This window comes from Citrobacter freundii complex sp. CFNIH9 (assembly GCF_002903305.1).
GTDB classification, from domain to species: Bacteria; Pseudomonadota; Gammaproteobacteria; order Enterobacterales; family Enterobacteriaceae; genus Citrobacter; species Citrobacter portucalensis.
Genome location: NZ_CP026238.1, coordinates 3,348,073 through 3,361,828, shown reverse-complemented (window position 1 = coordinate 3,361,828; position 13,756 = coordinate 3,348,073). Strand labels below are relative to the sequence as shown.

Below are 13,756 nucleotides of genomic sequence, written 5' to 3'. Positions count from 1 at the left end.
CCAGATACGGCAGAAAAAACAAAACCCCGGCATGATGAGTGCCGGGGTTTTTTATTGCGCCTAACTTAGAAGCTGTAAGTCATGCCAACCGTGTAACGACGTCCATCAAGAACGGTGTCGTAGGTATCGTAATCGATTTGTTTATCCAGCACGTTATACACGCCAGCGGTCATCAACAGATCCTTGGTAGCGTAGTAACGTAAACCAACGTCGACCTGAGTATAGGACGGAGTGCCCTGTGCCATTGAGGTACGGCTCAGGTATTCAGACGTTTTCCCGCGCAGATTCAGACGGCTCCAGAAACCGAGATCCTGCGTAGCCTGCCAGTCCAGCGTCGTGTTAAACATATGCTTCGGCATTTTGTTCAACGGCTGGCCAGAGAACTGACCGCTTTTCTGCTCAGATTCCGTGTAGGTGTAGTTCGCGGTCCAGTTGACGTCAGAGGTTATTTTCCAGCCGAAGGTGGATTCTACGCCGCGCATATTGGCTTTATCGACGTTAACGCGATCGCTGACGAAGTCATAAGTCGTATTGCCGATGGTGCAGGCCGGATCGGAACTGCTGTTACAACGGCGAACTTCGGTGATTTTGTTTTTAAAGTCGGTATTGAACAATGTAACGCCTGCGTTGAGGTTGTTGCCGTTATCCCACAGTAAACCGATCTCTTCGCTGAGGCTTTTCTCTGGCTTCAGATCCGGGTTGCCGACAATGATTCCGTTCAGACGACCACCGCCGGTAACCTGTCCCCAACTGGCAGAAGACTGGCGCAGATCCGGTGCACGATAGCCCGCGGAAACGCCACCTTTTAAGGTCCACTGATCGCTCAGATGCCATACGCCATAGCCGCGCGGCGTCCAGTTGTCACCGTAGTTTTCATCCTTATCCATACGCAGACCGCCGGTCAGCGTGAAGGTATCGGTTACGGCCCATTCATCTTCAGCAAACAGCGCCCAGCTCCAGCGGGTCAGTTTGTTCAGTCCATCAGCCGCTTGCAGCTGGTTGCCGTTATCGCGTAGTTTTTCATAACGGTATTGCCCGCCTAGCGTCAGGGTGTGTGCCCCAAGGAAGACCTGGTTCTGGTTATTGAAAATCGTGTTGTAAGACTTCATCTGGCGACCGGGGTTATCGGTCTCTTCCTGCTGGACATAACTGGTGGAGTTGAAGTCGTCGTAATAACCGCTGTGGGTTATTGAGTACGTGGTGTGCACATACTTGTTTTCGCTTTTACTGTTGGGCTTACAGCTTCCGTTACGGCAGTTTTCCTCTGCCATGGATTTGCCTGGCGTACTGTCGCGATCCTGCAATTCACGTGCGTAATCGAAATCGATGTCGTTTTTATCATCTGGCGTAAAGTTCAGGGTTAATCCCCCGCTACGCATACGCTGTTCATTGTAGCCATTTACGATTTCATCTTCCGCGCGGTGGGAGAATAATCCGGTCACCTTCGCGCCAAGTAATCCGTCAATCAGTGGTCCAGACGCATAGGCGTTGGTCTGGTAAATATCGCCGGAGTCTCTGTCTTCCTGGAAAGTGGCATCGCCGTGCAAAGAGCCGGTCCAGGCTTTAGTATTCGATACTTTTTTGGTGATGACGTTAATGACGCCGCCCATCGCATCAGAGCCATAGAGGGACGACATCGGGCCGCGGATTACCTCGATACGCTCGATGGATTCCAGCGGCGGCAGCCAACCTTGCTCAATACCTGAGTTGTCGCTGTTAGGACGTGTACCGCGGGTGCTGATGCGTTTACCGTTGACCAGGAAGAGTGTGTATTGCGAAGCCATACCGCGAATACTGATATCGCTGCTGCTCCCCCCGCCAGTGACGACGACGCCAGGGACATCTTTTAGCGCATCGGTGACATCTCGATAGGCTTTGTCCTCAATCTGCTGCTTGGTAATAACAGATATTGAAGCCGGGGCATCCTGAATTTTCTGCTCGAAACCGGTAGCGGTAACGACCACGGTGTCTTGTTCAGCGGCATGGCCGAGTGATGGGAGGCAGGCGACGCATACTGCGGCAGCTACAGCCTTAACGTGAGGTATAGTCATTTGTATCATTCCATTTAAATGAATCAAACTGCGCGTCATGTGAAAGGCCATGACAATTGTATGTATTTGTCTTTTAAGGACTCTTTTCAGTAAAGAAGCGGGGGGATTGTACAAAAGTATGAATATTTGTAAAAACAAATGATAATAGAAATCATTTGTGTTTGATATGATTTGGAGTGAAATGCTTTTTTAATCAATAAGATAGTGTGGAAAGAAAAAAGGAGAAAAAGTGAAGGAATGATGGAGAAATGAAGAGGGCTTCCGCCCTCAACTCAGGAATTACTTCAGCAAATACTGGGCGTGGAAGCGCAGGTGATCCTCAATAAACGACGCAATAAAGTAATAGCTGTGGTCGTAACCAGGCTGGATGCGTAGCGTCATTGGCCATGCGGTCTGACGGGCAGTTTCGGCCAGTACCGCGGGCTGCAACTGATCGGCAAGAAACTGATCGCTGTCTCCCTGATCGATTAGCGTCGGAATCGCGTCTGCGGGTTTGCTGGTCAGCATTAACGCGCAGCTATCCCACTCTGCCCACTGTGTTTTATCTTCGCCCAGATAAGCGCTAAAAGCCTTCTCACCCCACGGAACACGACAAGGGTTTACGATCGGCGCAAAGGCGGAAACGCTGGTGTATCTCCCGGGATTTTTCAGCGCCATAATCAATGCGCCGTGGCCGCCCATGGAGTGTCCGCTGATGGCGCAGCGATCGCTGACGTTAAACTGCGACTGAATCAGTGCCGGAAGCTCATCACGCAGATAGTCATACATACGAAAATGCGTTGCCCACGGCTGCTGGGTGGCATTGAGGTAAAATCCGGCCCCTTGACCTAAATCGTAGCCATCATCGTTGGCAACCTGCTCGCCGCGCGGGCTGGTGTCCGGCATCACGAGAACAATACCCAGCTCCGCTGCAATGCGCTGCGCGCCTGCTTTGGTAGTGAAGTTTTCATCATTACAGGTCAGGCCCGACAGCCAGTACAGCACCGGAGGCGCGGCGTTATCACGGGGTGGTGGAAGAAAAATACTGAAGGTCATGGCGCAATTTAACGTGGCGGAGTCGTGACGCCAGCGTTGCTGCCAGCCTTCAAAACAGCGGTGCTCTTCAAGCATTTCCATGCGTGGCTCCTTGTTGTGTTGAACCTGAATGTGTTTGCGAACTCATCATAATACAGATTATTCATAGCACTGTGAGTAACTTTCACTTCCGCATTGAGCAAACATACTTCATCATCTATATAACTTTACATTAACACTCGACGTCACCGGGCTGAACGACAAGTGAAATCAGCAACGCTGAAAGGCTGTGCCAATTTCAATAATTATCACGGTGAATACTGGATTATGTGCGCCGCCTCACGCACAATGTTCTGGCTGTGACACAGCCTAAAAACTTTGCCCCATGCAGGGCAGAGGCGCCCCACCTGCAGGAGAAGAAGAAATGTCATCACTCAGTAAAGAAGCGGCACTGGTTCATGAAGCGCTGGTTGCGCGTGGTCTCGAAACCCCGCTGCGCCCGCCCGTGCAAGAGATGGATAACGAAACACGCAAACGTCTTATCTCTGGCCATATGACCGAGATTATGCAATTGCTCAATCTCGATTTGAGCGATGACAGTCTGATGGAAACTCCGCATCGCATTGCGAAAATGTATGTCGATGAGATTTTCTCCGGCCTCGATTACGCCAACTTCCCGAAAATCACCGTCATTGAAAACAAAATGAAGGTGGACGAGATGGTCACGGTTCGCGATATCACGCTGACCAGCACCTGCGAACACCACTTTGTCACTATCGATGGCAAAGCGACGGTGGCGTATATTCCGAAAGATTCGGTCATTGGTCTGTCGAAGATTAACCGCATTGTGCAGTTCTTTGCGCAGCGTCCGCAGGTACAGGAACGTCTGACCCAGCAAATTCTCACCGCGCTGCAAACGCTGCTCGGGACGAATAATGTGGCGGTATCGATTGATGCGGTGCATTACTGTGTGAAAGCGCGCGGCATTCGCGATGCGACCAGTGCGACCACCACCACTTCTCTTGGCGGATTGTTTAAGTCCAGCCAGAACACGCGTCAGGAATTTCTGCGCGCAGTACGTCATCACAACTGATTAGGGCAGGAACCATGGAGCGTAATGTCACGCTGGATTTTATTCGTGGCGTTGCCATTCTTGGTATCCTGCTTCTCAATATTAGCGCCTTTGGCTTGCCGAAGGCGGCATATCTCAATCCCGCCTGGTATGGCGACATTACCTTATCTGACGCCTGGACCTGGGCGCTGCTCGATCTCTTCGCGCAGGTAAAATTCCTCACGCTGTTTGCTCTGCTGTTTGGTGCTGGTCTGCAAATGCTGCTCCCGCGTGGTAAACGCTGGATCCAGTCGCGGCTTACGTTGCTGGTGCTGTTGGGATTCATTCACGGTTTACTCTTCTGGGATGGCGATATCCTGCTGGCATATGGCTTGATCGGCCTGATTTGCTGGCGGCTGATCCGGGATGCGCCGTCGGTGAAAAGCTTGTTTAACACCGGCGTGGTGCTTTATTTGGCGGGCGTTGGTGTATTGCTGCTGTTGGGTGTGATCTCCGGGAGCGAAACCAGCCGGGCCTGGACGCCGGATGCTTCAGCGCTGCTGTATGAAAAATACTGGAAAGTGAACGGCGGAATGGAAGCAATCAGCAATCGCGTGGATATGATGTCCAATAGCTTGCTGGCGTTAGGCGCGCAATATGGCTGGCAACTGGCGGGGATGATGCTGCTCGGCGCGGCATTAATGCGTAGCGGCTGGCTAAAAGGGCAGTACAGTTTGCAGCATTATCGACGCACTGGCGTTTTGCTGGTTATTATCGGCATGGCGATTAACCTGCCTGCTATCATCGCTCAGTGGCATCTGGACTGGGCCTACCGCTGGTGTGCCTTCCTGTTACAAGCCCCGCGAGAGCTGGGGGCGCCTTTGCAAACCATTGGTTATGCTGCGCTGATGTTTGGTTTCTGGCCGCAGCTTAGTCGCTTCAAATGGGTCATTGCTATCGCCTGTGTGGGGCGCATGGCATTAACCAACTATCTGTTACAAACCTTAATCTGCACCACGTTGTTTTATCAGGCCGGTTTATTTATGAAATTTGACCGGCTGGAGCTGCTGTTTTTCGTCATCCCGGTCTGGGCGATTAACTTACTTTTCTCTGTCATATGGCTGCGTTTTTACCGCCAGGGCCCGGTGGAATGGCTGTGGCGTCAATTAACCCTGCGTGCTGCGGGGACATCATTACCGCGAACATCCAGATAACGATCTGGATCACATTCATTAACAAAATGGATGTAAGCGCTTTCATTCCTGTGACATCACTCACGCAGTCCGTTTCATTGTGCTGACAAAATACCCAGCCTGGGGTGTCTGCGGGCAGCCGCAATCTAAAACAGGGCAGTGAATATGGTAACCATTCGTGATGTGGCACGGCAGTCTGGCGTTTCTGTAGCGACCGTTTCCCGCGTACTGAACAACAGTGCGCTGGTGAGTCCCGATACGCGTGAAGCGGTAATGAAGGCAGTCACTCAGCTTGGCTATCGACCTAATGCCAACGCACAAGCACTGGCGACGCAGGTAAGCGACACGATTGGTGTTGTCGTCATGGATGTATCAGATGCGTTTTTTGGCGCGCTGGTAAAAGCCGTGGATATGGTTGCCCAGCAGCATCAGAAGTATGTCCTGATTGGCAACAGCTACCATGAGGCGGAAAAAGAACGTCATGCCATTGAGGTGTTGATTCGCCAACGCTGTAACGCGCTGATTGTACACTCTAAAGCGCTGAGCGATCGGGAGCTGGCCGAGTTTATGGATCAAATTCCCGGCATGGTTCTGATCAACCGCCTTGTTCCTGGCTACGCACACCGTTGCGTCTGCCTGGATAACATCAGCGGTGCCAAAATGGCTACCCGAATGCTGCTAAATAATGGTCATCAACGCATCGGTTATCTGGCATCAAGCCACCGTATTGAAGATGACGCCATGCGCAAAGAAGGGTGGTTAACTGCCCTGAAAGAGCAGGGGATTGTTGCGGCAGAAAGCTGGGTCGGCACTGGTTCGCCCGATATGCAGGGCGGAGAGTCCGCGATGGTGGAATTGCTGGGGCGTAACTTACAACTGACGGCGGTCTTCGCTTATAACGACAATATGGCAGCCGGCGCGCTGACTGCGCTAAAAGATAACGGCATCGCTATTCCATTACACCTTTCTATCATTGGCTTCGATGATATTCCCATCGCGCGTTACACCGATCCGCAGCTAACCACTGTGCGCTATCCCATTGCCTCAATGGCAAAAATGGCGACGGAGCTTGCGCTACAGGGGGCGGCTGGCACGTTGGATCCGCAGGCGTCACATTGTTTTATGCCAACGCTGGTGCGTCGCCATTCAGTAGCGCTGCGGCAGAATGCGGCACCGATCACTAACTCATAACGTTGCGCGATGTAACCGCTTTCAATATGTGAGTAAATTCACAGTATATTAACAATGCGATAGCTATGATGACACTGTTTGTTGCGCTGTAACTACTATGTAACGGTGAATAATCACTTTCATCGAGGTATAGGTGCCTTAAACAAAAATTAAAGCCTGTTTTTGGAGCGTTGCCAGACACGGAAGAAATATTTTTTAAAAGTGAGCTTCGGCGTTCAGTAACACTTCAGTAACGTTCTGCCTGCCGAGCATTTATCTCAAGTACTACCCTGCATAATAAAACCGGAGATACCATGAATAAGAAGGTGTTGACCCTGTCTGCTGTAATGGCAAGCATGTTATTCGGCGCGGCTGCGCACGCTGCTGATACCCGCATTGGTGTGACTATCTATAAGTATGACGATAACTTTATGTCTGTAGTACGTAAGGCTATTGAAAAAGATGCCAAAGCGGCACCAGATGTACAGCTGCTGATGAACGACTCGCAGAACGACCAGTCCAAACAAAACGATCAGATCGACGTGCTGCTGGCAAAAGGCGTTAAAGCACTGGCGATTAACCTGGTTGACCCGGCAGCTGCTGGCACGGTCATTGAAAAAGCACGCGGACAGAACGTACCGATCGTATTCTTCAACAAAGAACCTTCTCGTAAAGCGCTGGACAGCTATGACAAAGCGTATTACGTCGGTACCGACTCTAAAGAGTCCGGCATTATTCAGGGTGATTTGATTGCCAAACACTGGGCAGCTAACCCGAACTGGGACCTGAACAAAGACGGCAAAATTCAGTTTGTTCTGCTGAAAGGCGAACCGGGACACCCGGATGCTGAAGCACGTACCACTTACGTGATTAAAGAGCTGAACGACAAAGGCATTAAAACTGAGCAGCTGCAGTTAGATACTGCAATGTGGGATACCGCTCAGGCGAAAGATAAGATGGATGCGTGGATGTCAGGTCCAAACGCGAACAAAATTGAAGTGGTTATCGCTAACAACGATGCGATGGCAATGGGTGCAGTTGAAGCGCTGAAAGCGCACAACAAAACCAGCGTACCAGTATTTGGTGTGGATGCGCTGCCTGAAGCTCTGGCTCTGGTGAAATCTGGCGCCATGGCCGGTACCGTGCTGAACGATGCCAACAACCAGGCGAAAGCCACCTTCGATCTGGCGAAAAACCTGGCTGACGGCAAAGGTGCGGCAGATGGCACTAACTGGAAAATTGAGAACAAGATTGTTCGCGTTCCGTACGTAGGTGTCGATAAAGATAATCTGGCAGAGTTCACCAACAAATAAATACTCCGTATGTGGGCGCAATTTCATTGCGCCCTTAATAACGCACTCTGCAAGGCCAACAAGGTATAATTATGGTCAGCACACATACTCAGTCGTCAGGCGAATACTTGTTGGAAATGACCGGCATCAACAAGTCCTTCCCCGGCGTTAAGGCGCTTGATAATGTCAATTTAAAAGTCCGCCCGCATTCTATTCACGCCCTAATGGGAGAGAATGGCGCGGGGAAATCAACATTATTGAAATGTCTTTTCGGCATCTATCAAAAAGATTCCGGCAGTATTTTATTTCAGGGTAAAGAAATCGATTTTCATTCTGCGAAAGAAGCGCTTGAAAATGGTATTTCGATGGTACACCAGGAATTAAACCTGGTATTACAACGTTCTGTAATGGACAACATGTGGCTGGGACGCTATCCCACCAAAGGCATGTTTGTCGATCAGGAAAAAATGTACCGCGATACCAAAGCGATATTTGATGAACTGGATATTGATATCGATCCGCGTGCGCGTGTCGGCACATTATCCGTTTCACAAATGCAGATGATTGAAATTGCGAAAGCATTCTCCTATGACGCCAAAATCGTCATCATGGATGAGCCAACTTCATCGTTAACCGAAAAAGAAGTTAACCATCTGTTCACCATCATCCGTAAGCTGAAAGAGCGTGGATGCGGTATTGTTTATATCTCTCACAAAATGGAAGAAATCTTCCAGCTGTGCGATGAAATTACCGTTCTGCGCGATGGCCAGTGGATTGCGACCCAGCCGCTGGAAGGGCTGGATATGGATAAGATCATCGCCATGATGGTTGGACGTTCACTGAACCAACGTTTTCCGGATAAAGAAAACAAACCTGGTGAAGTCATTCTGCAAGTGCGTAACCTGACCTCGCTGCGCCAGCCGTCGATTCGTGATATCTCGTTTGATTTGCACAAAGGGGAGATTCTTGGGATTGCAGGTCTGGTAGGCGCAAAACGCACGGATATCGTTGAAACGCTTTTTGGTATTCGTGAGAAATCATCAGGTACGATTACGCTACACGGCAAAAAAATTAATAACCACAGTGCAAATGAAGCCATCAACCATGGTTTTGCACTGGTCACGGAAGAGCGCCGTTCAACCGGTATTTATGCGTATCTGGACATTGGTTTTAACTCGTTAATCTCCAATATCCAAAACTATAAAAACAAAGTTGGTCTGTTGGATAATTCCCGCATGAAGAGTGATACCCAGTGGGTAATTGACTCCATGAGGGTAAAAACACCGGGTCATCGTACGCAAATCGGTTCACTTTCTGGCGGTAATCAGCAAAAGGTGGTTATTGGTCGTTGGTTATTAACCCAGCCAGAAATTCTGATGCTGGATGAACCGACGCGCGGAATCGATGTTGGTGCGAAATTTGAAATTTATCAGTTGATTGCCGAACTCGCGAAAAAGGATAAGGGGATTATTATTATTTCCTCTGAAATGCCGGAGCTGCTGGGTATTACCGATCGTATTCTGGTGATGAGCAATGGTCTCGTTGCTGGAATTGTTGACACTAAAACAACAACGCAAAACGAAATCCTCCGTCTTGCGTCTTTGCACCTTTAAGATTAGGGGCTCCTCATGAGTGCGTTAAATAAGAAAAGTTTTCTTACTTACCTGAAAGAAGGCGGAATTTACGTTGTTCTTTTGGTTTTGCTGGCGATTATTATTTTCCAGGATCCCACTTTCTTAAGCTTACTGAACCTGAGTAATATTCTCACGCAATCCTCGGTGCGTATTATTATCGCATTGGGTGTGGCTGGACTGATTGTTACCCAAGGGACCGACCTGTCGGCGGGGCGTCAGGTTGGCCTGGCGGCAGTGGTGGCGGCAACTCTGTTGCAGTCGATGGAGAATGCCAACAAGGTGTTCCCGGAAATGGCGACGATGCCGATCATTGTAGTGGTGCTGATTGTCTGCGTGATTGGCGCCATTATCGGTCTGGTGAACGGTATTATCATTGCTTATCTGAACGTAACGCCGTTTATTACCACACTGGGTACGATGATTATCGTTTACGGGATCAACTCCCTGTACTACGACTTCGTCGGCGCATCGCCAATTTCTGGCTTTGACAGTGGATTCTCAACCTTTGCGCAGGGCTTTATTGCACTGGGCAGTTTCCGACTCTCCTACATCACTTTCTATGCGCTGATTGCGGTGGCTTTTGTGTGGGTGCTGTGGAACAAGACCCGCTTCGGTAAAAACATTTTCGCCATCGGCGGAAACCCGGAAGCTGCGAAAGTGTCCGGTGTAAACGTTGCGCTGAACCTGCTGATTATCTATGCGTTGTCTGGCGTGTTCTATGCCTTCGGTGGTTTGCTGGAAGCCGGACGTATCGGCTCAGCGACCAACAACCTCGGCTTTATGTATGAGCTGGATGCGATTGCGGCGTGCGTGGTTGGCGGCGTGTCGTTCAGCGGCGGGGTAGGTACCGTGTTTGGCGTAGTGACCGGTGTGATCATCTTCACCGTCATCAACTACGGTTTGACCTACATCGGCGTGAACCCGTACTGGCAGTATATTATCAAAGGCGGCATTATCATCTTCGCGGTCGCGCTGGACTCACTGAAGTACGCGCGTAAGAAGTAATCTGGGAAGAGAAAAATAAAACCGGTGCAGAGGCATTCTGCATCGGTTTTTTTATTTGATAAAGAGTAACCAGATACCAGTGAACAGTGCACCAATGGCCATACCGAAATAAACGATGATATAGCTCCAGTAAGTGCTGGGTTCTTTAGCGCGAGAAATGATCATTGGCGTCTGCGAACCTTTCACTGTTTTCTCGACGATACCGGAACGCAGTCCCTTCAGGCCTTCTCTGCACGTCCAGAGAACAATCATCAGTACGCCAATAACGATAAAGATCGTTTTTCCTTCCATGCTTATTTTCCTTGTTTCTTTTGTAATTCGAGTAATTGTTCAGGCGTGACCGCCGGATACCCCTGCGCATCGTCCGGTACCTGATGCATGGTAGGGATGGGCACCAGTGGGCCTAAAAAACGAGGCTCACGTTTGAAAATGTAGAGATCGGCGAGTGCGCCAAAACGGGCACCAAATTCACGTACCCGCACGGTGAGCATATCTTTTGGCGAAGGTACGGCGTAGCACTGGGCCTGAATGCCCATATGCAGCGCAATAAACAAGGCGCGCTCACAGTGGAATCGCTGGGTAATAATGATGAAATCGTTGGTATCGAACACCTTGCGGGTACGCACGATGGAGTCGAGCGTGCGGAACCCGGCGTAATCAAGCACGATGTCAGCGGGATCGACGCCTGCGGCAATCAGATCCTTACGCATCGTCATGGGTTCGTTGTAGCTTTGCTGGGCATTGTCGCCGCTTAACAGCAGATAGTTTACCTTCCCGCTGTTATAGGCGTTCAATGCGCCCTGAATGCGGTAGCGGTAATACTGATTGATGACGCCGGTGCGGTAATACTTCGCCGTGCCCAGAACCACACCGACCTGGCGGTAGGGTAAATCCTGCAGTTCGTCGTAAATGTAGGGAGCAGTCTTCCAGCTCATCCAGCGATCGAGTCCAAGCACAGTCAAAAGCAGCAAGCCTAACAGGACTAACAGGCTGTAAAACACGCGCTTTAACATGCAGAAAACTCGTTATTTGGATGGAATTTCAATCAGGCTACTGTACCGGAAGACGTAGCGCAAGAAACAGCAGTCTGATTGAGGGGATTTTAGGCATTCTGCATAGTGCCGGATAGCGGTGTAAACACCTTATCCGGCCTACGAACCGGCGTTATTGAGTCGATTAACCCAGGAGAACGCGCTCAATATTATTGCAGCCCAGTGCTTTCAGCGTGGCGGAGGTCGCATCCCACTGAATCAACGGCGCGTCGGCTTTTTCAGCCAGCACGGCGCGTTGGATATCTGGATAATCATAACCGTTCAGATTCAACAGGTTTAACGCGCCTTGCAGCGGTGGCAGGGTCGGGTTAAAGGCGGCATTTTCAGCATAGCTGCCGCTAAAAATACGGCCATCTTTACACTCCAGCGCCACGCCGCTTGGGGATTTGCTGTACGGCATATGACATCTGTTGGCAGCAGTGATTGCCGCTTGGGTCAACGCATCGCCCTGCAGCGCGAAGCCGTGATCCTGATCGTCCATCAGCAGCGTTTTAATCTCCAGATCTTTCGGGCCGAAGGCATCTGGCAGGTAATCACGCAGCATGTGTGGCGCACGTCCCGGCAGATGAATCCGTAAATCCAGTCCGCTGTTCAGTTCGTTCATAAACTGGCGACAGTGGCCGCACGGCGTGTAGTTGACGGTGATGGCGGCGAGCCCTTTTTCACCGCGCAGCCAGGCGTGGCTGATAGCGCTTTGCTCGGCATGAACAGTTTGCTGCATGGTCGCGCCCAGGAACTCCATGTTCCCACCGAAGTACCAGTTGCCGCTGATGCCGCGAGAAATTGCCCCAACGTTGAAGTTGGACAGCGGAGTACGTGCGCAGGCCGCAGCCAGCGGCAGCAGAGCGAATGCCAGCGCGTCTTCGTCCAGTCCCGATTCGCGTTTCAGCAAAGAGACCTGCTCAGCAGTTAGCATGGCGGGGAAATGTGCATCCGCCAGAACAGGGGCCAGGGCTGATTGCAAGTTATCCGCGAGTTGGGCAAAAGCAGTTTGAAAACGTGGATGCATGGCGATGCCTCATAACAATGTAATGGAATCGTAGTTTACGGGCCTGTTATGGCTTTATATGTGATCCAAATCTCATTGTGTATGCAACTTATGAAACTTAAATGAAAAATGTGCAACGCATCGCAAATAAATAGCTAAAAAATGAAGATTAACCCACCACTGCCAGAATAATCGGGAACAGGAACGGGGCAACCAGTGAGGTAATAATGCCGCAGATGACCAGCGCCAGTGAGCTAAACGCACCTTCCTGATAGTCCAGTTCCGCACAGCGTGCGGTGCCCAGGGCGTGCGACGCGGTGCCCATTGCCAGCCCACGAGCGGCCTTAGTGCGGATACGCATGGCATTGAGTAACGTATGACCAAATACCGCCCCGAGAATGCCGACAAAAATGACGCATACGGCGCTGATCGCCGGAATGCCGCCAATACTGCCTCCCACGGCCATAGCGATAGGTGTAGTGACCGATTTTGGCATGATAGACGCGGCAATTTGTGGTGATGCGCCCATCAACAAGGCGATTGTTGTACCTGTTACCATCGCCACAACGCTCCCGGCAAAACAGATAGCAATGATTGATTTCCAGCGGGCGCGAATCTGGTGCAACTGTTCGTATAACGGATAGGCCAGCGCGACCACGGCAGGTTGCAGCAAATCGTTCAGCACTTCGCTGCCTTTGAAATAGTGATCGTAGGGAATACCTGTCAGCAGCAGAATGGGAATGATCACCACCATGGCAACAAGCAGCGGATTCAGCAAAGGCATTTTAAAGCGAGCTGCCAGCTTACGTGCGCCAAAAAATACCGCCAGCGTAAGAGGTAACGACCACCAGATATACGACATCATTTTTTTGCTTTAGCCTCTTTTTGCCCAACGATTTTGCGCTCACCGTGCACAATGTGCGAGCTCCAACTTACCACCAGGAAAACGACCAGCGTACTGATGGTACAAGACACCACCACCGGACCAAATTGCGCGCGCAGCAGGTCAAAGTACTGCATGATCCCCACGCCAATCGGGACAAACAACAGGGCCATATAGCGAATCAGCACGTAGCAGCCGGGGTTAACCCATTTTGCCGGTAACACCTGCAAAGCCAGTAAAACAAACAGAATCAGCATGCCGATAATGCTGCCCGGAATGGTGATAGGGAGTAGCGATGCAAGAAAAATACCTGCATAGAGGCAGGCATAAATCAGGACGAATGCGCGCAAATATTGCCAGATAACGTTCAGTGCTTTGCTCATAGTTGAAACCCTTGACGAGACTGATTCATCATACAATTAA

13 protein-coding genes are annotated in these 13,756 nt (G+C 50.6%); 6 read left to right on the top strand and 7 right to left on the bottom strand.

Annotated features, from left to right (window positions below):
* Positions 1–65: 65 nt before the first annotated feature.
* Positions 66–2,051 (bottom strand): ligand-gated channel protein, encoded by a 1,986-nt coding sequence (locus C2U43_RS17260; protein ID WP_103285549.1) that lies wholly within the window; start codon positions 2,049–2,051, stop codon positions 66–68.
* A gap of 279 nt (positions 2,052–2,330) precedes the next feature.
* The gene (gene fghA / locus C2U43_RS17255) at positions 2,331–3,167 is read right to left on the bottom strand and encodes an S-formylglutathione hydrolase (protein WP_103285548.1); all 837 of its coding nucleotides are present in this window, start codon (positions 3,165–3,167) and stop codon (positions 2,331–2,333) included.
* A gap of 322 nt (positions 3,168–3,489) precedes the next feature.
* On the opposite strand from fghA, the gene folE reads away from it, so the two are divergent.
* The 6 genes from folE (at position 3,490) to mglC (ending at position 10,410) form a co-directional block, all read left to right on the top strand.
* Entirely contained in the window at positions 3,490–4,158 is a 669-nt protein-coding gene (gene folE, locus C2U43_RS17245) for a GTP cyclohydrolase I FolE (RefSeq protein ID WP_003027410.1), read from the top strand.
* Positions 4,159–4,172: 14 nt separating this feature from the next.
* Positions 4,173–5,330, top strand: coding sequence for a DUF418 domain-containing protein YeiB (gene yeiB / locus C2U43_RS17240; protein ID WP_048215912.1), 1,158 nt, complete (start codon positions 4,173–4,175; stop codon positions 5,328–5,330).
* A 144-nt stretch (positions 5,331–5,474) separates the two neighbouring features.
* Positions 5,475–6,500: an HTH-type transcriptional regulator GalS gene (galS, locus tag C2U43_RS17235; protein ID WP_032943995.1), complete on the top strand. Its 1,026-nt coding sequence runs from the start codon at positions 5,475–5,477 to the stop codon at positions 6,498–6,500.
* A 293-nt stretch (positions 6,501–6,793) separates the two neighbouring features.
* Complete coding sequence (gene mglB, locus C2U43_RS17230; RefSeq protein WP_003027399.1) at positions 6,794–7,792, top strand: galactose/glucose ABC transporter substrate-binding protein MglB; 999 nt, start codon at positions 6,794–6,796, stop codon at positions 7,790–7,792.
* Between the two features lie 71 nt (positions 7,793–7,863).
* Entirely contained in the window at positions 7,864–9,384 is a 1,521-nt protein-coding gene (mglA, locus tag C2U43_RS17225) for a galactose/methyl galactoside ABC transporter ATP-binding protein MglA (RefSeq protein WP_003027396.1), read from the top strand.
* Between the two features lie 15 nt (positions 9,385–9,399).
* On the top strand, positions 9,400–10,410 hold the full coding sequence (gene mglC / locus C2U43_RS17220) for a galactose/methyl galactoside ABC transporter permease MglC (protein ID WP_003027393.1): 1,011 nt from the start codon (positions 9,400–9,402) through the stop codon (positions 10,408–10,410).
* 51 nt (positions 10,411–10,461) lie between these two features.
* Here mglC and C2U43_RS17215 read toward each other — a convergent pair whose 3' ends face one another.
* The 5 genes from C2U43_RS17215 to C2U43_RS17195 all read right to left on the bottom strand — a co-directional run bounded on the left by C2U43_RS17215 (position 10,462) and on the right by C2U43_RS17195 (position 13,716).
* Positions 10,462–10,701 carry a DUF2542 family protein gene (locus C2U43_RS17215; RefSeq protein WP_003834502.1) on the bottom strand — a complete coding sequence of 80 codons (240 nt, stop codon included), beginning with the start codon at positions 10,699–10,701 and terminating at the stop codon, positions 10,462–10,464.
* 2 nt (positions 10,702–10,703) lie between these two features.
* Positions 10,704–11,423, bottom strand: coding sequence for an outer membrane permeability protein SanA (sanA, locus tag C2U43_RS17210; protein ID WP_003027383.1), 720 nt, complete (start codon positions 11,421–11,423; stop codon positions 10,704–10,706).
* Positions 11,424–11,586: 163 nt separating this feature from the next.
* Positions 11,587–12,471 (bottom strand): cytidine deaminase, encoded by an 885-nt coding sequence (gene cdd, locus C2U43_RS17205; protein ID WP_008785263.1) that lies wholly within the window; start codon positions 12,469–12,471, stop codon positions 11,587–11,589.
* Between the two features lie 148 nt (positions 12,472–12,619).
* Positions 12,620–13,315: a CidB/LrgB family autolysis modulator gene (locus C2U43_RS17200; protein WP_003027380.1), complete on the bottom strand. Its 696-nt coding sequence runs from the start codon at positions 13,313–13,315 to the stop codon at positions 12,620–12,622.
* Positions 13,312–13,716 carry a CidA/LrgA family protein gene (locus C2U43_RS17195; RefSeq protein ID WP_003834497.1) on the bottom strand — a complete coding sequence of 135 codons (405 nt, stop codon included), beginning with the start codon at positions 13,714–13,716 and terminating at the stop codon, positions 13,312–13,314. Before C2U43_RS17195 ends, C2U43_RS17200 begins: the two co-directional genes overlap by 4 nt.
* Positions 13,717–13,756 lie beyond the last annotated feature (40 nt).